Raw genomic sequence first — 21175 nt, 5'->3', positions numbered from 1 at the left:
CATTGGCCACAGAAGCCACCTCCCAGCGTTCGCACAACGTCCGCACAACCGTGAGTACGCCAAGAAGTTCGGTAAGTCCATAGTTCCCACATCGCGGGCAAGGATGATCTATCCGTCGCGCCTGATCCGCGATGCGGATAAGGCGAGGTAGGGGCGGTTGGCCGATATCGGCAACCCGAATGTCCGGTTTTCCGCCCGGAATCGGGTCCGGGATGCCCGAAAACGCCCGAAAGGCCCCCCGCGCCCCTGCGGCCCCTGCCGTCCGATCAGTTCCCGCCGCCCTGTCCCTGTCCCTGGCCCTTAATCCGCAGCGCGAAGGACTTGAGGAAGATCTCGCCGATCTCGCTGGGGTCGTCGGTGCTGTAGGCCGCCCCCCGCGTCGCCTTGGCGATCTTGCGCAGCGGCTCGGGGTCGACGTCGGGGCCGAACGCGATGGAGATGACGGCGACCGGCCGGCTCGGCGCGAACTCCTCCTCCAGCGTTGCCAGCAGCTTCTTCAGCGAGATGCTGCCCGGGTCGTCGTTGTTGCCGTCGGTGAGGACCAGGATCGTGTTGACCCGGTCCGTCTTGTAGGTGCGCGACATCTCCCGGTGGGCGGCGAGGATGCTGTCGTAGAGCCCGGTGTCGCCGTCGGGCTTGGGTTCGGCGCCGGTGAGCGCCGCGCCGAGGGTGTCCTTCTGGCTGGCGCCGTCGACCTCGTCGTTGAGCGCGCGGATGGGCACGGTCTCGCGGTAGTCCAGGTCGTTGTTGATCCGCACCGAGAACTCCCACAGCCCGATCTCGGCCTGTTCGGGGAACAGGCCCAGGCCCTCGGCCGCGGCCTTGGAGGTGACCTGCATCCTGGTGTAGGGCGTGCCCGCAACGGGCTCGGCCATCGAACCGGAGATGTCGACCAGGGTGAGCATGCGGGTGTTGAGCTTGAGCTGGTTCCACGTCTCCGTCAGGGAGCGGACGGCCTTCTCCGAGGGGGTCGGAAGGCCCTTGGGCGGGGCCTCCTGGAAGCCCATGTCCGCGGGCAGCGCACGCGTGTCGGCGGCGCCCTCGCTGTCGCGGAAGCCCTCGCCGGTGAGTTCCTTGACGGCGTCCTTACCGGTGGCGGCCGCGCGGAACGCTTCGGCGGCCCGCGACTCCAGCGGGTCGGCGGTGCGCAGCACGTACGGATAGTCGAGCGTGTAGGTACCCCCGTTGGGGTAGTCGACGACGGCGGGCGCGTCGTCGTGCTCGGCGTTGTACCGCGTGGCGGCCTGCTCGGACAGGACGAGCGCGGGCATGCCGGAGTCGCCGCCGCCCTTCTCCAGCGCGTCGAAGGCGTCCTCCTCGCTGGCCGCCGAACCCTTCTGCAAGCCTTGCAGCGCTGCGATGAGCTGCGGCTCCGAACCGTCGCCCAGGGCGGCCGAGACAAGGGAGAGCGTGGCGATGCCCGACGAGCTGCGCACCGGGTCGACCACGCGGACGTCGTAGGCGGCCGCCGCCGAGGAGGTCGGCACGAGGGTCTTCCAGGACGGGTCGGCGCCGCCCTCGCCCTTGTCCTCTTCCTTCTTCTTCTCCTCCTGCGGTGTGGCGAGGACCAGCGGGGACTGGGCGAGCGAGGTCCCGGTGTCGGTGACGGTGGCGTCGCCGGAGTCGGAGCTCACGATGTCGGTCCACAGGGAGGAGTCGGGGATCCACACCTGGGAATCGGTGTCGCCCATGGTGGGCCCGGCGCCGGTGATGCCGTAGGCGACGTCCGCGGAGTCGACGCCGCGCACCTCCACGGTGACGCAGCGGTCGTCGACGGCGTGCTCCTCGGCGTTGAACCGCGCGGCGACGCCGCTCAGCGCGGGGGCGATGTCGGGCGACGCGGCGACCTTGAGTGCGATGTCCCGCCCGCCGCAGGTGCCGCTGCTGCCGAACACGTAGAAGCCGACACCCGCGACGGCGACGACGACGGCCACCGCGGCCGAGAGGGCGGCGACGGCGCCGCCGCGGCCCCGCCGACGGCGGTTGCGCCCGGCCCGGCGGCGCGGCTCGGAGGCGGTGCGGTCGTGATCGCGATTACCGCTGTGGCGTGCCAAGGTTCACCTCAAGGGGAGAAAATGGCGGGACGTCGTCCCGGTACGGGCGGCGGGCGGGATGCGCGCGGCCCGGTGCGGCTCTCCGCGCGGCAGTGCTGTGCCAGCGGGGCGAGGAGTTACTCAGGGTGTCTAGTGGAACGGTACCCACCCCCGCATTCGGGGTGAAGCGGGCATAGCGGCGATATGACCGGAATCCGGTGCCGCACCACGGGCAATGTGCCCGCACAGAGGCCCCGGGTGTCCCATTTCGGACACCCGGCTCCGGTCGGCGCACGGCCCGGCCGGCACCCGCTTCCGATATCCAATCGTGACCATCGGAGTGCGGTCGGCCGTCACTCATCGCAGTTGGGTACGCACAGTCGCCGCGAGATCGAACTGAGGAAGATGTCGCCGATCTCGTCGGGGTCGTCGGTGACGTACAGCGTGCCGCTCGTGGCGGCCGCCGCGTCGGTGAGCGTGCCGCGGTCGGGCTGCGCGCCGAACGCGATGATGAACATGGTCACCGGCCGGTCGGGGTCGAACCGGTCCTGCAACTCCGCGACCAGCTCACCCCCTGAGATGTCGCTGGACCCGCCGTCGCGCCCCGCGGTGAGCAGGATGACGCTGTTGATCTTGTCCTCGTCGTAGTCGTCCTGCATCTCCTCGTACGCCGCGAGGATGTTGTCGTACAGCCGCGACTTCCCGCCCTCGACGGTGATGTCGCCGGCGATCCGCTGCAAGCGCTCCCGGCGCGTCTGGTCCGGGGCGTCCGCGGTCCGGTCGAGCCGGCCGAGGTCCTCGACCTCCTTGCGCCCGACCGGGGAGAGCTCCGACGACAGTGTCCACAGGCCCAGGTCGGTCTTGTCGGGGAACAGCGACAGCCCCAGTTGCGCGGCGTCGACCGCCACCTCCATGCGGGTCTGGTCGCCGCCGTCGAGGTCGTCGGACATCTCGCCGGACACGTCCGCGAGCACCAGCGCCCTGGACGGCATCGACAACCGGTTCCAGTCCTCGACCGAGGCGAGCAGCGCGTCGCCGGTGAGGTCGTCGCCGGCCTTCGGCGGCTCGGCGACGATGCCCTCGCCGTCTTCGACGACTCCGCTCGCGGTGCCGTCTGGCTCGCGGAAGCCCAGCTCGCGGAGCTCCTCGCGGTACGCGGGGCCGCTGAGGATGTCGTAGAGGTCGTCGGCCGCCGCCCGCATCCGCGGATCGTCGCTGGTGGACACGAACGGGTAGTCCAACTCCACGGTGCCCTCCTTCGGGTACAGGGCCTCCAGCGGGGTCGGCGGGTCACCGTTGTTGTTGTAGTCCCAGACCGCCTGCTCGGGCAGCACCGTCAGCGGCGCGGACGCCCCGGCGTCCGAGTAAACGGCCTCAGGCTGGATCTCCCCGAACGCGGAGTCGAGCTGGACGTCGCGGACGAACTCGGTCATGGCGGCGTCGGCCTTGTCGCCGGTGCCCAGTTCGCGGCGCGCCGCGAACATGGTCGCCATCCCGTCGGCGCCGCGGTTGGGGTCGACCATCACCAGGGGGCGGTCGGGGCTGCGCTCCCCGGGCAGGACGAGGTCCCAGCCCGCGTCGCCCTGCCCGGGCACGCCCTTGGCGCCCTTGGGCGCCGCGAGGACGACGGGGGAGCTGGCCAGCGACCGGGGCGAGGTCTCGATGGTCTGCGCGCCCGTCTCGGAGATCCGCGCGAGCTCGACCCACGCGGAGGACTCCGGGACCCAGACATCGGGCGTGGTCGTGGACCGCGCGGCCGCGCCGCCGGACAGCCCGGTCATCGCCAGGTGCGGCGGGGTCTCGGCGGCCTGCGCCGACACGCAGTCGCCCGAATACTCCCGGTCGCCCTTGTTGAACTCCGCTGCCGCCTGCTGCACGACCGGCGCGATGCTCAGGGACGCCGAGACCCGAAGGTAGTGTGTCTCCCCGCAGCCCAGGTAGCGCGCCCCGAGCGGCACGGCGATGCTGGCCAGCACGATCAGGCCCACGAGCAGCGCAGTGACGCCGAGCGGGGAGGCCAGTACGGCCCGTGTGCTGGAGGTGTTGCGATGTCGGCCGGTGGCCACTGGAGCTCCGGTCTGTCGGACGAAACGTGTGGTCGCCTGACCCTACTGTCCGGTAACGCCGGGGAAAAGGGCGCGATGCGGTGCGATCCGGACCGAACCAATGGGGCCATGGGTGGCATCCAACCGAATGATGGGTAAGATTCCACACCTGTCCACACGGGCCTACCCGCGTAACAGATCCGGCGCACCACGGTTGCGGCGCGCCATGGCCGGATTCCCCGGATCCGGTCTTATTGCCGTGGCCACCGGTGCCCAGCGCCCCGTTGTGCCGAGCAGATCCGACCGCCAAAAGGGGATCAACGGCGTCCCCCGGCGCGTCCGAGCAATCACCCGTATTCGAAGAGTGGCGGCCATGTCCAAGCTGAACCTCCCTCGAAGGACCTCCGGCGGGCTCGCGCCCGCCCTACTCGGCGGCGCCTGCGTCGCGGGTGCGCTCGGCTACTCCGTGATCGTCGGTGCCTCCCTACTGCCCACCGACCTGAACACCCCCGACGGCGCCCAAGCCGACACGGTGAGCGGGCTGAGCCGGATGTCCGCCGGGCCGAAGGCCGACCTCCAGATCCAGGTGACCGACCGGACTCGCGCCTACATCCAGAACGTCGTCTGCACCGGCGACACCCGGTCCGACCCCGGCGCCTGCGCCGCACTGGAGCGCATCGACAAGGAGGAGGTCGGCGACCCCTTCGAGGAGGTCTCCAAGGCCGCCGTGTGCACCGACCAGACGTACGGGGCGCAGAGCGCCGCCGTCACCGGCACCTGGAAGGGCCGCGCCGTCGACACCCAGCTCAACCGCGAGGGTTCGTGCGAAGAGGCGCGATGGCAGAAGCTCACCCCGGTCACCGACCCGCTGTCCTGAGCGCGCCACAGGCACTGCCACAGGCACTGCCACAGGCACTGCCTCCGACACCGCTTCCGACCCGCAGTCCCGACCCCGCCGCCGACCCACCCTCCGACACCGCCGTTGACGCCCCTCCGCGTCCGGCCCCGGCACCGGCGGGGTGTGGCGGACCCGGTGTCCCGCATCGGGGATAATCAAGTCCTTGTGAAGGTCATCGAGCTTACCGAGGCCGCCGATCCGCGGCTCGCCGACTACGTCCGGCTGCGCGACGTCAACCTGCGCAAGAGCCTGGAGTCGGTCCACGGGCTGTTCCTCGCCGAAGGCGAGAAGGTCATCCGGCGGGCGCTGCGCGCCGGGTACGCCCCGCGGTCGCTGCTCCTCACCGAACGCCGCAGGGACGCGCTGGCGGACCTCGAAGGCGAGGTCGACGCCCCGCTCTACGTGCTGCCCGAGCCCGTCGCCCGCTCCCTGGTCGGATTCGACCTGCACCGGGGCGTGCTCGGCTCGTTCCACCGCAAACCGCTGCCCGCGGTCGCCGACGTCCTCGCGGGCGCCCGCCGCGTCGTGGTCCTCGAGGACATCGTCGACCACACCAACGTCGGCGCGATCTTCCGCAGCGCGGCGGGGCTCGGCGTCGACGCCGTAGTGATGGCGCCGCGCTGCGCCGACCCGCTGTACCGGCGCTCGGTGAAGGTGTCCATGGGAGCGGTGTTCACCCTGCCCTACACCCGCCTGGACGACTGGTTCGGCGGCCTCGAAACGCTGCGCGCCCTGGACTTCCGGCTGCTCGCCCTGACACCGGGGCCCGACTCCGTCACGTTGGGCGCCGCCCTGTCCGGAACCGGTCCCACCGACCGGATCGCGCTGATGCTCGGAACGGAGGGCGACGGGCTCAGCGCCCGCTGGAGCGAACTCGCCGATACCCGCGTGCGGATCCCCATGGCGGGCCGCGACATCGACTCCCTCAACGTGACCGCTGCCGCCGCCATCGCCTGCCACGAACTCCTGCGCACCGCACACCCCGCCAACTAGCTAGCGGTCCTGGCCGCCGTCCGGCCGGGGGACGATGAAGGTCCAGGCGCCGGGGAGCACCCGCCAACTGCGGGAGGTGACCCCCGTCTGGAGTTCGCCGTCGTTGCTCAGCGACACCGCTTCCCCCGAGATGGCGACCGTGCTCACCCGGCGGCGGTGGACGTCCAACTCCAGCGGGTGGGTGCCCCGGTGCATCCGCACGGCGTGGGTGACGCGCCGCCAGAGGCCCCGCGAGCGCGACACCACGAGATTGATGTGCCCATTGTCGGGGGAGGCGTCGGGGTCGAGGATCCCGGAGCCGCCGCCGATGCTGCGCCCGTTGGCGAGGCCCACCAGGAGCACCTTGTTCCTTGTGTCGATGACCGTCTCGTTGTCGGCCTCGACCCGCAGGCGCGAACCCTCGGCGGCCCACCCGGCGACGAGCCCGCCGACGGGGAAGCTCGCCGGCCCCAGCTTCTCCTTCCAGCGGGCGGCCTCGCGGCTGGAGTCGGCCCCGATACCGACGTGGACCGCGTTCACGGTCACCTCGCCCGTGTCGTCGACGAACAGGTCCAGCGGCCGCGCGACGCCGTCCAGCAGGGTCTTCGCGGCGTCCCCAGCGTCCAGCGGGATGCCGAGGCCGCGCGCGAAGTCGTTGCCCGTCCCCAGGGGGATGAGGCCGACCGTGCGCTCGCCCAGCTCCGAGCGCCGGTACAGGGCGTTGGCGAGGGCGTGCAGACTGCCGTCGCCACCGGCGACGACAAGGGTCGGGTCGCCGCGGTCCAGGACCCGCTCGAGCTCCTCGGCGGTACCGCAGGACACCACCTCGATGGACTCGACCCCGGAGAGCGCGAGCTCCCCGGCCGCGGCGCGAATCTGGTCGTCCTCGTTCGAGCCGGCCTGCGAGTTGCTGATGATCAGCACTGGGCTCCTCCAACGAGCGGGGGTGGACCGGGGTGGACCAGGGTGAACCGGGGGCTGAAGCGGCGCGCCCCCGTTCGCCGGTACGGGCACGTTCGCCTAGTGCCCCGTTTGCGGAGTTCTACGCCTGGAACAGGGTGTGAGCAGGGACCCTGGCGCGGGGGCGCGGTGCGTCCGACCGGTAGTGTGCTGCCCTGCCGGGGGACAGCGATCCTAGTGTGCTGCCCTGCCGGGGGGACAGCGAGCCGGGGGACAGCGATCGGAACGGAGGACCATGGGCGCGACCGTGCTTGTTCCATGGGAGCAGAACAGGGAGAACGCTCCCGCGACGGTGACCGCGGAGGTGTACGACGGCACCGGGGAGCCGCCCGCCGACCTCTCCGACGTGGAGTTCTACGTCGTCCCCTACGCGAAGCCCGGCACGGCCGAGCTGATGCGGCGCATGCCGCGGCTGCGCGCGGCGCAGCTCCTGACCGCCGGGTACGAGCACGCGATCGGCCACCTGCCCGACGGCGTCGGGCTGTACAACGGCCGCGGGCTGCACGACGCGAGCACCGCTGAGCACGCGCTCGCGCTCATGCTCTCCGCCCAGCGCGACATGCCCCAATGGGCGGTCGAGCAGCAGGACCACGTCTGGAACCCGCACTACACCCGGTCGCTGGCGGACTCCCGGGTGCTCATCGTCGGCTACGGCAGCATCGGCGCGGCCATCGAGGACCGCCTCACCCCGTTCGAGACCGAGGTCGTCCGGCTGGCCCGCAGTGCCCGCCCCGAACAGGACGTCCACGGGATCGACGCGCTGCACCGGCTGCTGCCCGGCGTCGACATCGTGGTCGTGGTCGCTCCGCACACCCCCGAGACCGAGGGCCTCATCGGGGCGGCCGAACTCGCGCTGTTGGCGGACGACTCCCTGGTCGTCAACGTCGGCCGCGGCCCCATCGTCGACACCGCCGCGCTGGTCGCGGAGAAGGGCCGGATCCGGGCGGCGCTGGACGTCACCGACCCCGAGCCGCTGCCGGCGGACCACCCGCTGTGGGAGGTACCCGGCGTCACCATCACGCCGCACATCGCGGGCGGCTCCGCGACGTTCTACCCGCGCGCCCGCCGTTTCGTCGACGACCAGCTCCGCCGCTGGAACGCCGGCGAGCAGTTGGCGAACAAGGTCCGCTAACCGGTCGTCCGACGTCCGCTTGTCCGCGCGAAGCGTCGGCGCGGTCGCGTCCAACCTGACGGCTCGTGCGCCCGCCTCATCGCGTGCAGCGGCATCGTCGCCGGCTCGCGTCCGGATGAGGAGGTCGCCGAGGCCGACGCGAAGTTCGAGGTGACGCGCGTCGCCCTGATGGACGGCAAGTAGTCATTCCTGCGGCGCACGTGCGGGAACGGGCCGTTCCCTGGGCAGTAGAGGTTCGGCACCTTGCGGCGCCAGGTCCGCTGGGCGGCCTTGTCGTGGGGCGGGTTTCCGGTGGTATGCGGGGAAATCAGCACCAACGGCGAGCGGGCCCCAGCCCGGGCGGCATCGAACCGGGTGCGCCGTGGGGAGGAGCAGCACCAACGGCGAGCGGGTCCCAGTTTCGGTGATTTTGGGCCGCAGGTCGGCTTTTTCAGAAGCCTCCGTGTAGTTATTTCCACTTCGGTCGCGGCGGGTTCAAAGGGTGAGTGCAACACCGGCCTGTTGAAGTGGAAATTACTTCACGGAGGCTGGCCGCCGGGGTGAACGCGGCGCGCTGACACCATGCGGATGACTGCCGACCGGACCCCACCGCCGCCTTTGGTGCTGCCTTTTCCCGCAGACCACCCGCGTGTCGCCCGGCGACAAGGCCGCCCAGCGGACCTGGCGTCCGATCGACGGCATTGCGGGCGTGTTGCTCCCGGAGGCTGGACCGCATACGCGGAGGGGCCCCGCTGAGCGAGGCCCCTCGCGTTCATCCTGCGGAGTCCAGGTGTCCCGGGGTCACGCCCAGGGCAGGAAGCTCCACATGTCGGCTCCCTGGCTGGAGTCGGGGCGCGGTTCCCCGCCCTTGACCGCGTTCTGGTCCTTGTCGGCCGCGGCGTCCTTGCCGGGTTCGGCGGGCGCGCCCAGGTCGACGAGCAGCCGGTCGACCTGCCACTTCTCCAGGTCGAGTTCGCCGGCGCATGCCTCGATCGCCTTCTCGCGGTCAGCGGGCTCGATCTGCTTCCACTGCTCGCTGGTCCACTCGGGGCGCCGGGTCTGCTCGGCGAGGCACTCCTTGACCTTCTGCGCGTCCTTCTCCGAGATGTCCGCGGCGGGCGCGTCAGGTGCCGCGGGCGGAGCCGCGGGCGGTGCCACAGGCGGTGCCACAGGCGGTGCCGCGGGCGGCGCCACAGGCGGCGAGGCCGGGACCGAAGGCTGCGCGGACGGCTGCACCGACGGGCTCACACTCGGCTCGACGGGCGGTGCCGCCGGCGGCTTCGGCTGCTCAGTCGGCTTCGGCGAGTCGGCCGCGTCCGGCGATTCGTCGTTCGGGCCCCGGTCCGGCTTTACCGCCGGGTCGGCCTCCGCCGGGGCCCCGGGCTGGGCGGCCTCGTCGGGCTTGTTCGGCTCCCCGGGCTTGTTGGGCTCGGCGGGCTGGGCAGCCTCCCCGGGCTTGTTCGGCTCGGCGGGCTGGGCAGCCTCCCCGGGCTTGTTCGGCTCGGCGGGCTGGGCGGCCTCTTCGGGCTTGTTCGGCTCCTCCGGCTTGTTGGGCTCGGCCTGCTGGCCGGGCGCCGCCTCTTGGTCAGCCGCGTCCTGGCCGGCCTCGCCGGGCTTGGTCGCCGGGTTCTGCTGCGCCGGCTTCTTCTTGGTGCTCTTGACCCCGGCCGCCATCGCGGCGAGTTCCTTGGCGTCCCACTTGTCGGGTTGCAGGAACACCGCCACCGCTGTGCCCGGCTCCGCGAGCCAGAAGGCGTCGCCGGTCGCCTCGGAGACCAGGCTCTTCTGCCCGTTGGCGTCGACCTCCTTCAGAGAGGCGGCGTCGAGGTGGCGGAAGTGCTGCTCACGCACGTCTTCGAGCGTCTTGAGGCGCTCGGAGCGCACCACCGACACCTTGCCGTAGACGTTGTCGGGGCTCTGCTGCCACGCGATGTGCGAGTTCTGGTTCCCCTGTCTGTCGACCGTTGACTTGGCCGATACCCCGAACCGTTCCAGGCCCGGGGGGAGATGCGTGACGGTGAAGCCGTCCAGCGTGTACGTGGACGCCTTCTGCTGGACGACCGGCCATGCCAGCGGGGCCTCGCCCGCGGCCGCCGGCCCGCTCAGCGCGCCGATCCCCGCTACGGACACGGCGGCAGCGCCCACCAGTGCTGCCCATTTCCTGTGCGACTTGCGCATACTTCGACCTCTCCTATGTGACCACCCAGAGCTGTTGATTAGGCGCGGTTGGTGGCGCTACCGCCCTTCACTACCAAAAATCGCACACAGAGTAATCAAAAGCTCACAACCGGTTGCTCGTGTCGCGCGAAGTCACCGCTTCATTGGTCTTTGCTGGTGAATGACGGGATTTTCCGGGGGCGGCACCAATGGCTCGCCTGGTCGACATCCCGTGCTCACTCTGCGCACTCACACTCGAACCAACGGTGCACAAACCTCTGCTCAGGGAGTGTCATGTTCCGTCGAACGGGTCCCACCGTCGCCGCGGTGACCTGGACCCTGGTCGCCGGCGCCGGTATCGCCGACGCCCTTCCCGCTGACATCCCCCACGTCCTCCCCCCACCGACCACGACAGTCGCCGCCGCCGCACCGGCACCATCGGCGCCGGAGTTTCCCCGCGCCGTCCCGGACGGGGCCGCTTCCGGCATCGTCGAGGTCGCCCACCGCGGCGCCTCGGGATACGCGCCGGAGAACACGCTCGCAGCGGTCGACGAAGCCGCCGCGCGCGGCGCGACCACTGTCGAGGTCGACGTCCAGCGGACCAAAGACGGTCGGCTCGTCCTGATCCACGACCGCACTCTCGAACGCACCACCGACGCCAAGGACCGCTTTCCGGACCGGTCGTCCTACGCCGTCGACGGCTTCACCTACGCCGAACTGCGCACACTCGACGCCGGGTCCTGGTTCGGCGCCGAGTTCAAAGGCGAGCGGATCCCCAGCCTGGAAGAGGGCGTCGACCGCATGCGCGCCAAAGGGCTGAACCTGCTGCTCGAACTCAAGTCGCCCGAGCGCCACCCGGGCATCGCCAAAGACGTCGCCTCCGTGTTCCAGAGCCGCCAGTGGTGGCTCTGGCCCAGCCCTGAGGGGGAGCGGCCCCGGCTGGTGGTGCAGAGCTTCGACCACGGCGCGCTGAAGTCGCTGCACACACTGCTGCCGCGCGTCCCGATCGGGCTGCTCGGCCGGGTGCCGGAGCGGGACCTCGACGCGTACGCCAAATGGGCCGACCAGATCAACCCCAAGCACACCAAGGTCGACGCCGACTACGTCGCGGCGGTCCACGAGCGCGGCATGGAGGTGTTCGTGTTCACCGTGGACAAGCCCGCCGAGGTGCGCAGCGCCGTCGAGAGCGGGGTGGACGGCGTCATCTCCAATCTGCCCGACACGGTGCGTGCCGACATCAGGACGGCTGAGGCCGACACGGCCAAGCGCTCCGCCGCCCCGCCCACCGCGGACCGGACTTCGGCAATGGGCGCTCCTTGATGCCATGCCCTGCGGGAACATCGGACCGCGCGGCACATCGCACCGTCTCCGGCGGCACCGGTCCCGCACCCGTGCCGTACGGAGTTTCCAGGAGGGGCACCGGGGTCTCGTCCCACGGACACCCTCCGATAACCGCCCGGCGTGACGCTGTGGTCGTCGTGCCATCACATCGAGTCAGGGAGAGCCTATGATCAGCCGGATTGGTGTAGTCGCCACCGTTGCGGCGTGTGCTCTGGTCGGCAGCGCCGGCGCCGCGGCAGCGGCACCGGCCGACACGCAGGGCGAGCGGGAGCGGTCCGCCGTTGTCGACGTGGCGCACCGAGGCGCCTCGGCCTACGCACCGGAGAACACGATCGCTGCCATCGACGAGGCGAAGGCCCGCGGCGCGGGCACCGTCGAGGTCGACGTGCAGCGGAGCAAGGACGGCAAGCTGGTGCTGTTCCACGACCTGACCATGGAACGCACCACCGACGTCGAGAAGGTCTACCCCGGGCGCGACGATTACCGGGTCGGCGACTTCACCCTCCGGCAGCTCCGCAAGCTCGACGCGGGCTCGTGGTTCGACGCGTCCTACAAGGGCGAGCGCATCCCGACCCTGGAGGAGGGGCTGCGGCGGCTCAAGCACGAAGGGCTCAACCTGCTGCTGGAGCAGAAGGCGCCCGAGCGCTACCCGGGGATCGAGAAGGAGACCGCCGACCTGCTGAAGAAGCACCCGTGGTGGCTGGCGGGCAACCCGTCGAGCGAGCCGAACCGACTGGCCATCCAGAGCTTCGACCACGCGTCGGTGAAGCGGTCCCACGACCGGCTGCCCGACGTCCCGCACGGGCTGCTCGGCAAGGTCGCAAAGGGCGAGCTGGGCAAGGTCGCGAAGTGGGCCGACCAGGTCAACCCCGACCACAAGAAGATCGACGCGGCCTACGTCAAGGCCGTCCACAAGAAGGGCATGGAGGTGTACGTGTACACGGTCAACGAGCCGGCGGACATGCGCACCGCCATCGGTGCGGGCGTCGACGGGATCATCTCCGACGTGCCCGACGTGCTGCTGAAGGTCATCGAGGAGCAGCGGCTCCCCTGACGCGGGGCGCCGCGCCGGCGGCGGGTCCGCCGTCCCCGGCCGGGGACGGCGGACCCGCCGCTCTTCTCAGGCGGCACCTTCTCAGGCGCTGCTCACGCGCCGGGGTCGTCGGGCGTCCAGGCGAGGTTCCCCGGGGTCCAGCCGGGGATCCCCGGACGCCGCTGCCACGGGTTCGGGCCGTCGAGCGGGCGGTACTCGACGCCGATGGCGTCGAGGCGCTCCAGGTGGTGGCGGAGCCGGGGCAGGAACTCGGCGAAGTCCCGCCGGTGCGGCGACCACACGGTCTCGGCGAACGCCGACAGCCGCGGATACGCCATGAAGTCCACGGTCCGCGGCGAGTCCATGTGCTCGGTCCACACGTTCACCTGGCCGCCGAGGACCCGTTCGGCGGCCTCCTCCGTCAGCTCGGCGGGGACGGGGTCGGCGGCGTAGACGTCCTCCAGGCGCAGCAGCGAGCCCACGGGGATGGGCTCGTCCTCGGACTCCGACTGGCGGTAGTCGAGGTAGGAGGTCGCCGTGGGGCACATGACGACGTCGTGGCCCGCCTTCGCCGCGGCGATGCCGCCCTCGGTGCCGCGCCAGGACATGACGGTCGCGCCGGGCGCCAGCCCGCCTTCGAGGATCTCGTCCCAGCCGAGGAGGCGCCGGCCCTTCTCGGCGAAGTAGCTGTCGAACTGGCGGATGAACCAGCTCTGCAACTCGTCCTCGTTCGCCAGTCCCTCGTCCCGCATGCGCTGCTGCGCGGACTCGCTGGTGCGCCACTGCTCCTTGGGGCACTCGTCGCCGCCCACGCAGATGTAGGTGCTCGGGAAGAGCTCCATCACCTCGTCGAACACGTTGCGGTAGAACTCGATGGTGGCGTCGGAGACGTTCAGGATGGTCGGGTTGACGCCCCATTCGCGCCACACCTCGGTGTCGCCGACCTCGCCCAGTTCCGGGTAGGCGGCGATCGCCGCCTGCGAGTGGCCGGGGACGTCGATCTCGGGGATCACCGTGATGTGGCGCTCCGCCGCGTAGGCGACGATCTCGCGGATGTCGTCCTGGGTGTAGAAGCCGCCGTGCGGCCGGCCGTCGAAGACCTGCCGCCGCGCGCCCACCTGGCTCTCGTGCCGCCACGACCCGACCTCGGTCAGGCGCGGGTACCGCTTGATCTCGATCCGCCACCCCTGGTCCTCGGTCAGGTGGAAGTGGAAGACGTTGAGCTTGTGCATCGCCATGAGGTCGATGAACCGCAGCACGTCGTGCTTGGGCATGAAGTGCCGGGCGACGTCGAGCATGCAGCCCCGCCAGCCGAACCGCGGGCCGTCGCTGATGTGCACGGGCGGCAGCGTCCAGGTGTCGGTGCCGATGCGCGCGCTCCGGTAGGACGCGGGCGGCAGCAGTTGGCGCAGCGTCTGCGCGCCGTAGAACACCCCGGCGGGGTCGTTGCCGACGATGAGCGCGCCGGCGTCGTCGACGATCAGCCGGTACCCCTCGGCGCCGAGCCCCGCTTCCGGGTCGACGGTCAGCCTGATCTGCGATTCGTCGCCGCTGTCGAGGGGGAGCGGCAGTCCCGTTGCGGTCGCCAGTTCCGCGCGCAGCCAGCGCGCGGTGCCGCGGGAGTCCGAGTCGGAGTCGATGCGCGTCGCCTCGGTGAGGGCGAGGCCGGGGCCGTCGCCGCCGGCGATCTGGACGGGACGCGGCACGATCTGGTGTTCGGGCACAGGGGGCTCCTCCGGTCTAGACCAGGACCCGACAATAATCCCATGCCGGGCGCCGGAAGGGGAGGGGTGCCGCCCCTGGGAAAAGCCGCCGGAGCGCTGCTGCGGCGCCCTCAGCCCGCGCCGCCGCCGGCGGCCCCCACGTGGGTCCAGGTGTCCAGGACGCTGACACCGGGCAGCGCGCGCAGCCGCTCCTGGCAGGTGATGAGGTCGGCGGTCGACCGCGCGGTGAACGTCCCCATCAGGTCGGCGCGGCCGAGGCCGCGCGCCAGCGACCGGCTGTGGTCCCACGACGCGATCTCGGCGGCGGTGTCGTCGAGGCACCCGGCCTCGCCGTCCACGCGCAGCGCGAAACCGCCCAGCCTGCGGTGGCCGGCCGCCATGGGGTCGACCAGGGCGGTCACCCGCACCACACCGCCGTCCAGCAGGCGCAGCACCCGGCTGCGCACCGCGCCGGCGGACAGGCCGACCCGCCCGGCGAGCTCGGCGAAGGACGACCGGCCGTCGTCCTGGAGCAGTTTCAGCAGGTGCAGGTCGACGGGGTCGGGCTCGGCCGTCGGCGGGCCGAAGTGCGGCAGCCCGGGGTCCTTCAGCACCTGCGTGTAGACGAAGGTGTCGACCGCGCGCACGCCGCCCACCGTGCGGATCAGGTCGACGGTCTCGGCGAGCTGGGCGAGGTCGCGACCGCGCACCTCGGCGACCAGCGGGACGCGGCCCACGGCCAGGGCGACGTGGGTGACACCGGCGACCTCCGCGACCGCGGCGGCGACCGGGGCGCCGGGCGCCGCCGTGGAGATGGACAGGTGGGCGCTCGCCCCGATGGAGCGCACCGCGGGGTGGACGACGCCGACCACGCGGATCGAACCGTTGGCGAGCAGGCGCCGCACCCGCAGCCGCGCCGCGGCGCGGGACAGGCCGACACGCCCTGCCAGCGATTCGTAGGCGAGGCGGCCGTCCGCCTGCAATTCGCGCACGATGGCTGTGTCGATCGTGTCGAAGTCCAGTCCGCTCACCGGGAAACCACCTGTCATCTGTCGGGGGGATCTGCCCCCAATTGTGCCTAAATGATGGCCAATACCGTGCCGTGGAATCCGCCCGGCGCCCCCGCGGCAGGCGATTTCGTCACCGATAGCCGAATACTCATTGCCGAAAGTGATGTGACGCGGTTCTCACGTTCTGTCGCATTCGGCGCAATCCCTTAAGGCACCGGGCTTCCCGCGCGCCCTTGCCATCACGGTCCGGTCACTGGGCGGATGCGCGGCCTATCGAAAAAAATTGCCCGGCGGTAGCGTCGATGGATCGTGACCGTTACGTGACCGGGAGGAGGTGCCCAGTGGACGATCCCTTTGCCGTCGTCGCGGGGATCCCCGACCCCGCGGCCCAGGCCGCGGCCGGCGTCCTCTCCGCCGCGGGGCTCCCGGTCCGGGTCCTCGACTCCACCGGGCCCGACGAGATCGCCGCCGTCGGCGCCAACGCCAGGGCCCTGATCGTGCGGGGCGCCCGCGTCGACGCCGACCTCCTCGACCGGCTGCCGCGGCTCGGCCTCGTCGTGAGCGTGCGCCCCGCCGACGTCGACGTCGACGCCGCCGAGGCGCGCGGCGTCTGGCTCGCGGGCCCGCGCAAGGGCGAATCCGCCGACCGCCACGCCAGCCAGGCCCTGTCGCTCGTCCTCGCCCAGGTCCGTCGGGTCGACGCCGACCACTGCACCCTGACGGGCACCCCGCGCGGCGCGCACGAGCGCACCCTCGGGGTCATCGGCATGGGCCGCGTCGGGAGCAGGGTCGCCCGCCTCGCCGGGCCCATGTTCGGGCGCGTCGTCGGCACCGACCCCCGCGCCCACCCATGGCGGGCACCCGCCGAGCGCATGGACCTCGACGCGCTGCTCGCCGCCAGCGACGCCATCTCGCTGCACGTCCCGCTCACCGACTCCACCCGCGCGCTGATCGACACCGCCACCATCGCCCGCATGCGCCCGGGCGCCATCGTGGTCAACCTCGCCGACCACGCGCTGGTGCGGCGCGAGGCCATGCTCACCGCGCTGCACAGCGGCCGGATCGCCGGGTTCGGCTCGGGCCCCACCCGCCCGTTCGACGCCCACGCCGCCGAACCCTGCCCGCTGCGCAGCCACCCGTCCGTGCTCATCGCCCCCGACCGCCCCGCGAAACGGCGCGCCGACCACCGCATCGACCACCGCCTCGAGGACCTCAGCCGGCTCGCGCTCAACGTCGTGTCCTGGCACCGCAACGGCATCCCCCTCGACCCCGCCCCGCGCCCGGCCTGAACGTCCGTTGCGCGCGGCCAGGACGCCGGTCCTCGCCGCGGGTACGGGGCCACGGCACATCCGCCCAACGGGGCAAGGGCCGGGCTGCGAGGCGGCTGCGCAGCAGCGACCGCCGAAGCACATCCCGGTTATGACCTGCCTGACCGGCACGTCGGAAAGGTCCACGACCGGCCGGTCCGCCGCCGAGGGCCTGCCGCGCCGCCCGACGGCACCGGCGCGACCCGCCACCGCCCGCCGCCCCCCCGGCGCGGGGGCACTAGCCTCGCCCTGTGAACCGCTACCTCGCCACAGCAGTCGTCATCGTGTCGTCCGCCGCCGTGCTGGTCCTGGAGGTGGCGGTCACCCGGCTCGTGGCGCCGTACGCCGGCGACACCCTGGAGACCTACACCGCCGCCATCGGGGTCGCCCTCGGCGCCATCGCGCTGGGCGCCAAACTCGGCGGCGACGCCGCCGACCGCATGCACCCCCCGAAACTGCTCGGCCCACTGCTGGTGTTCGGCGGGGGCACCACCATGCTCGCCCGCCCCATCGTGCTCGGCCTCGGCCCCGCACTCACCGGCGCCGGGCCCATCACCGCGCTCCTGCTGGTCGCCCTGAGCATCGCCCTGCCCGTGACGCTGCTCTCCGCCGTCACCCCCGTCGTCGTCAAGACCCAGCTCGCCGACCTCGACCGCGCCGGCGGGGTCGTCGGCCGCTTTAGCGCCTGGGGGACCGTCGGCGCGCTCGCCGGCACCTTCCTCACCGGCTACGTTCTCATCGCCGCACTCCCGATCTCCATGGTGCTGCTGGTCACCGGCATCGGCCTCGCCGTCCTCGGCGCGCTCCTGCTGCTGCGCGGCGGCCTGCCGCGGGGACGCTCCGTCCCCGCCATGGCGGTGGTGCTGCTGCTCGGCGCCGGGCTGCTGGTGTCGGTGCGGTCGCCCTGCGACGCCGAGACCGCCTACTTCTGCGCCCGCGTCGAGACCGACCCGGAGCGCGCCACCGGCAGGGTGCTGCTCCTCGACGACCTGCGGCACGGCTACGTCGACCTCGCCGACCCCGCCCACCTGGAGTTCGGCTACACCCGGTGGTTCGCCGCCTCCGTCGACGCCCTCGCCCCCAAGGGCCCGCTCGACGCGCTGCACGTCGGCGGCGGCGCCTACACCATGCCCCGCTGGCTCGCCGCCGACCGGCGCGGGTCGCGCAGCGAGGTCCTGGAGATCGACCCGGCCGTGACCCGGCTCGCCGAGGCGGAACTCGACCTGCGCCCCGGGCCCGCGCTGCGCGTACGCCAGGGCGACGCGCGCACCGCCATCACCGCGTCCCGCGACGACGGCTACGACGTCGTGTTCGGCGACGCCTTCGGCGGCCTGAGCGTGCCGTGGCACCTCACCACCGTCGAGTTCGCCACCGAGGTCCGCCGGGTGCTGCGCACCGACGGTCGCTACGTCGCCAACATCATCGACCGCGGCCCGCGCGACTTCCTCGCCGCCGAGGTCGCCACCCTCGGGCGGGTGTTCGAGCACGTCGCGGTCATCGCACCGGAGGAGTCCCTCGACGCGCCCGAAGGGGGCAACCACGTCGTGGTGGCCTCCGACGCCCCGATCCCCGCCGGCCGCCTCTCCGACGCCGTCGCGGCGGCCGGCGACCCGCAGGGCGCCGACAAGGGCGCCCTCGCCGGCCGCGGCAGGGTCGCCGACTGGGCCGAGCGCGGCACGGTCCTCACCGACGACCACGCCCCCGTCGACCAGCTCCTCACCCCCTACCTGAGCTGAGCGGCCGCACCCCTGGACCCCGGACCCTACGGGCTCGGGGCCGTCGGCGTGCCACCGCCTCCGGGGCGCACCGGGGTCGCCCCCTTAGAACGCCCCGATTTCGTGTGGTGTTCGTTGACCTGTCCGGTGAGCAGGCGTTTCAGTAGTGCCAAGAGCGGCGTGGCCCTGTGCGGCACGGAGTCGATCGGGGTAGGTGTTGGAATCCGCGACACCAACTTTCGGCGAAATATCGCCCTGGTCAGGCCGTCTTCTGGGCGAGGCGCCCGAGGACGGGGATACCTACCGTTCGGAGGGGGACGCAACGGACCCGTACGGGTGCGCGGCGTCCGGGACCGGGAAAGGGGGGCCGCATGGGGCCGGCGGCGGCACGACACGGCAGTGGGGACCCATCGGACCTGCACACCCCCGGTGGAAGTGGGGCTGGCACTACCCCGGTTCGGGTGGTGACGGTATCGCTCCGGTATCCCGCCGATCCGTACCGTTTTCTGCATCAGCGGGGCACGGGCGCCGCACCGGGTAGGGGAGGCGCGATGACGAAGCAAGCGGCGATTCGCGCACTCGGCGGAAGGATGTGTTCGCGATGCTGATGTGGTCCGTTGCCGTCGCGCTCGCCGGCGCTTTCTGCATGGCATTCGGGTCGGCGATGCAGGAGCGCGACGCGGTCCGCGCCCCCGGGGGAAGCGTCGCCCGCGCCGGATTCCTGCTGCACCTCGCGCAGCGCCCCCGCTGGATGATCGGGACGCTCGCGGCAGGGGGAGGGGTCGCCCTGCACCTGGTGGCGCTCAGCGGAGCGCCGCTCACCATCATCCAGCCCATCGGCGTCACCGGCCTGCTGTTCGCCATCGTCCTGTCGGCGGTCTTCAACCGGCGGCGGGTGCGCACCAGCCAGATCCTCGGCGGGCTCGCGGTCATGGTCGGCCTGGCGGGGGTGCTGCTGCTCTTCCCGCACAGCGCGGCGACACCGCACATGACCACCGGTGTCGGACTGATCCTCACCGGATCCGTCGCGGCGATCGGCGGGGCCGTGTACTTCGCGGCGCCGTGGCTCCCCGCTGGCCTGCGCGCGGTGCTGCTCGCCTCCGCCGGCGGCGCGGCGCTCGGCACCACGTCGGCGCTGGCACGCGTGGTCGCCTCCCAGACCGTCACCGACATCACCGCGGTGCTGACCTGGCTGACGGTGCTGGGCATCGCCATCGCACTGTTCGGCGGGCTGCTCCAGCAGAACGCCTACCGCACCGGGCACTTCGCCGCCGCCTACGCCACGCTGCTCGTCGCCGACCCGATCACCGGGGCGGGGATCGGCGCACTGATGCTCGGCGAAGGGCTGCCCACCACACCGCAGGACCAGCTGCTGGCGACCGCGTCCGCGGGGCTGGCGATCCTCGGGACGGCGGTGCTCGCGAGGGCGAAGAACCGCAACCCCGAGGCCGCGCGACCGAGTGCAGTACGACACGAACTCGTCCACCAGAACTCAGGAGAAACGTCATGACCGGGTCAGCCCAGCGATATCTCACCTCGATGAGCCGTGCCGGCCGTAACGGCGGCACCCGCCGCCGCATCCTGATCGCGACCGACACCTACCCGCCCGACGTCAACGGCGCCGGGTACTTCACCCACCGGCTCGCCACCGGCCTCGCCGAGCGCGGCAACGACGTGCACGTGGTGTGCGCCTCCGCCGCGGGACGACCGGCGATCGAGTACGCCGACGGTGTGGTGCTGCACCGCCTGCGCTCGGCGTCCGTGCTGGTGCACCCGACCATGCGGACGGCCGTCCCGCTCGGCGTCCACGGGCACGTCGCCCGCCTCGTCGACCGGTTCGCGCCGCACGTCGTGCACTCGCAGAGCCACTTCACCATCAGCAGGGCCGCGATCCGGGCCGGCCGGCTGGCGGGTACGCCCGTGGTGCTCACCAACCACTTCATGCCGGACAACCTCTTCGCCCACGCCCACCTGCCCGGGCTGCTGCACTCCACCGCGGGCACGCTGGCGTGGCGGGACATGATCCGGGTCGCCTACGAGGCCGACTACCTGACGACGCCCACCGAGCGGGCCGCGAAACTGCTCGCGGAGAAGGGCTACAGCCGCCCCGTCGAGCCGGTGTCCTGCGGCATCGACCTGGAACGCTTCCAGCCGCGCCCCGAGGAGCGCAGCGTCGCGCGCGCCGGGTTCGGCCTGCCGGACCGCGAGACCATGGTGTTCGTCGGCCGCCTCGACGTGGAGAAGCGCATCGACGAGCTGATCCGGGCGCTGCCCCGGGTCGCCGAACGCCGCGATGTGCAGCTCGCGCTGGTCGGCACCGGCCAGCGCCAGGAGGAGCTGCGCCGCCTCGCCCACGAGCACGGCGTGGCCGACCGGGTGTTCTTCCTCGGGTTCGTCCCGGACGAGGACCTGCCGCAGGTCTACGTCGCCGCCGACATGTTCGCCATCGGCAGTGTCGCGGAGTTGCAGAGCATCGCGACCCTGGAGGCCATGTCCACCGGCCTGCCGGTGGTCGCCGCAAATGCGCTCGCACTGCCGCACCTGGTGAAGGAGGGCGAGAACGGCTTCCTGTATCCGCCGGGCGACATCGGGGCGCTGACCCGCCGCCTGCTGGAGGTACTGGAGTCGCCGCGGCGCGCCGAGATGGGCGAGGCCAGCCGCAGGATCGCGCAGACCCACGATCACCGGAACTCGCTCGAACGGTTCGAGGAGATCTACGACAAGGTGCGGTCGAGCCGTCCGGGGCTGGCCCGCCGCGGGATCCTCACCCGGGTGCCCGCGCAGTCGCGCCGCCGCCAGGCCATGGCGGCCTGATCAACGCCAACACAGGGGCGGCCCGCTCTGCGGGCCGCCCCTCGCTTACGACTCCGTTCCGTCACTTTCCGTACTT

General features: G+C 72.0%; 15 protein-coding genes. 9 read left to right on the top strand and 6 right to left on the bottom strand.

What is annotated here, in order from left to right; genetic code table 11:
• Nucleotides 1–266 precede the first annotated feature (266 nt).
• Nucleotides 267–2054: a substrate-binding domain-containing protein gene (locus CLV63_RS16845; protein ID WP_106583974.1), complete on the bottom strand. Its 1788-nt coding sequence runs from the start codon at nt 2052–2054 to the stop codon at nt 267–269.
• Nucleotides 2055–2386: 332 nt separating this feature from the next.
• The gene (locus tag CLV63_RS16840) at nt 2387–4099 is read right to left on the bottom strand and encodes a substrate-binding and VWA domain-containing protein (protein WP_106583973.1); all 1713 of its coding nucleotides are present in this window, start codon (nt 4097–4099) and stop codon (nt 2387–2389) included.
• Nucleotides 4100–4451: 352 nt separating this feature from the next.
• On the opposite strand from CLV63_RS16840, the gene CLV63_RS16835 reads away from it, so the two are divergent.
• Both CLV63_RS16835 and CLV63_RS16830 read left to right on the top strand, forming a co-directional pair.
• A complete protein-coding gene (locus CLV63_RS16835; RefSeq protein ID WP_106583972.1) occupies nt 4452–4955 on the top strand; it encodes a hypothetical protein in 504 nt (167 codons plus the stop codon).
• A 186-nt stretch (nt 4956–5141) separates the two neighbouring features.
• Nucleotides 5142–5969 carry a TrmH family RNA methyltransferase gene (locus CLV63_RS16830; RefSeq protein ID WP_106583971.1) on the top strand — a complete coding sequence of 276 codons (828 nt, stop codon included), beginning with the start codon at nt 5142–5144 and terminating at the stop codon, nt 5967–5969.
• Here the strand turns inward: CLV63_RS16830 and CLV63_RS16825 are convergent, their stop codons facing one another.
• Nucleotides 5970–6872: a diacylglycerol/lipid kinase family protein gene (locus CLV63_RS16825; RefSeq protein ID WP_106583970.1), complete on the bottom strand. Its 903-nt coding sequence runs from the start codon at nt 6870–6872 to the stop codon at nt 5970–5972.
• 271 nt (nt 6873–7143) lie between these two features.
• Between CLV63_RS16825 and CLV63_RS16820 the strand changes: the two genes are divergently transcribed.
• Nucleotides 7144–8040: a 2-hydroxyacid dehydrogenase gene (locus CLV63_RS16820; RefSeq protein ID WP_106583969.1), complete on the top strand. Its 897-nt coding sequence runs from the start codon at nt 7144–7146 to the stop codon at nt 8038–8040.
• A gap of 780 nt (nt 8041–8820) precedes the next feature.
• Here CLV63_RS16820 and CLV63_RS16815 read toward each other — a convergent pair.
• On the bottom strand, nt 8821–10197 hold the full coding sequence (locus CLV63_RS16815; protein WP_146165578.1) for a hypothetical protein: 1377 nt from the start codon (nt 10195–10197) through the stop codon (nt 8821–8823).
• 273 nt (nt 10198–10470) lie between these two features.
• Here CLV63_RS16815 and CLV63_RS16810 point away from each other — a divergent pair, with 273 nt between their 5' ends.
• On the top strand, nt 10471–11496 hold the full coding sequence (locus tag CLV63_RS16810) for a glycerophosphodiester phosphodiesterase (protein ID WP_106583967.1): 1026 nt from the start codon (nt 10471–10473) through the stop codon (nt 11494–11496).
• 187 nt (nt 11497–11683) lie between these two features.
• Nucleotides 11684–12571, top strand: coding sequence for a glycerophosphodiester phosphodiesterase (locus CLV63_RS16805; protein WP_106583966.1), 888 nt, complete (start codon nt 11684–11686; stop codon nt 12569–12571).
• A 92-nt stretch (nt 12572–12663) separates the two neighbouring features.
• Here CLV63_RS16805 and CLV63_RS16800 read toward each other — a convergent pair whose 3' ends face one another.
• Both CLV63_RS16800 and CLV63_RS16795 read right to left on the bottom strand, forming a co-directional pair.
• The gene (locus tag CLV63_RS16800) at nt 12664–14274 is read right to left on the bottom strand and encodes a beta-N-acetylhexosaminidase (protein WP_106583965.1); all 1611 of its coding nucleotides are present in this window, start codon (nt 14272–14274) and stop codon (nt 12664–12666) included.
• Nucleotides 14275–14384: 110 nt separating this feature from the next.
• Complete coding sequence (locus CLV63_RS16795) at nt 14385–15284, bottom strand: Lrp/AsnC family transcriptional regulator (RefSeq protein ID WP_106583964.1); 900 nt, start codon at nt 15282–15284, stop codon at nt 14385–14387.
• 320 nt (nt 15285–15604) lie between these two features.
• Here CLV63_RS16795 and CLV63_RS16790 point away from each other — a divergent pair, with 320 nt between their 5' ends.
• The 4 genes from CLV63_RS16790 to CLV63_RS16775 all read left to right on the top strand — a co-directional run bounded on the left by CLV63_RS16790 (nt 15605) and on the right by CLV63_RS16775 (nt 21099).
• Nucleotides 15605–16552, top strand: a complete 948-nt coding sequence (locus tag CLV63_RS16790) for an NAD(P)-dependent oxidoreductase (RefSeq protein ID WP_106583963.1) — start codon at nt 15605–15607, stop codon at nt 16550–16552.
• Between the two features lie 269 nt (nt 16553–16821).
• Complete coding sequence (locus CLV63_RS16785; RefSeq protein ID WP_106583962.1) at nt 16822–18306, top strand: fused MFS/spermidine synthase; 1485 nt, start codon at nt 16822–16824, stop codon at nt 18304–18306.
• Between the two features lie 580 nt (nt 18307–18886).
• Nucleotides 18887–19795 (top strand): DMT family transporter, encoded by a 909-nt coding sequence (locus CLV63_RS16780; protein WP_106583961.1) that lies wholly within the window; start codon nt 18887–18889, stop codon nt 19793–19795.
• A gap of 29 nt (nt 19796–19824) precedes the next feature.
• Entirely contained in the window at nt 19825–21099 is a 1275-nt protein-coding gene (locus CLV63_RS16775) for a glycosyltransferase (RefSeq protein WP_211301346.1), read from the top strand.
• The last annotated feature ends 76 nt before the right edge of the window (nt 21100–21175 follow it).

Origin of the sequence: Murinocardiopsis flavida, from assembly GCF_003014485.1 — a bacterium.
Lineage (GTDB): Bacteria > Actinomycetota > Actinomycetes > Streptosporangiales > Streptosporangiaceae > Murinocardiopsis > Murinocardiopsis flavida.
Note: the sequence above shows the minus strand (reverse complement) of the source record. Positions and strands in the feature narration are given on the sequence as shown.

Excerpts from the sequence above, each read along its gene's own strand:
- CLV63_RS16815 (WP_146165578.1), bottom strand. The coding sequence starts at position 10,197 with ATGCGCAAGTCGCACAGGAAATGGGCAGCACTGGTGGGCGCTGCCGCC.
- CLV63_RS16780 (WP_106583961.1), top strand. The coding sequence starts at position 18,887 with ATGCTGATGTGGTCCGTTGCCGTCGCGCTCGCCGGCGCTTTCTGCATG.
- CLV63_RS16775 (WP_211301346.1), top strand. The coding sequence starts at position 19,825 with ATGAGCCGTGCCGGCCGTAACGGCGGCACCCGCCGCCGCATCCTGATC.
- CLV63_RS16835 (WP_106583972.1), top strand. The coding sequence starts at position 4,452 with ATGTCCAAGCTGAACCTCCCTCGAAGGACCTCCGGCGGGCTCGCGCCC.
- CLV63_RS16810 (WP_106583967.1), top strand. The coding sequence starts at position 10,471 with ATGTTCCGTCGAACGGGTCCCACCGTCGCCGCGGTGACCTGGACCCTG.
- CLV63_RS16805 (WP_106583966.1), top strand. The coding sequence starts at position 11,684 with ATGATCAGCCGGATTGGTGTAGTCGCCACCGTTGCGGCGTGTGCTCTG.
- CLV63_RS16820 (WP_106583969.1), top strand. The coding sequence starts at position 7,144 with ATGGGCGCGACCGTGCTTGTTCCATGGGAGCAGAACAGGGAGAACGCT.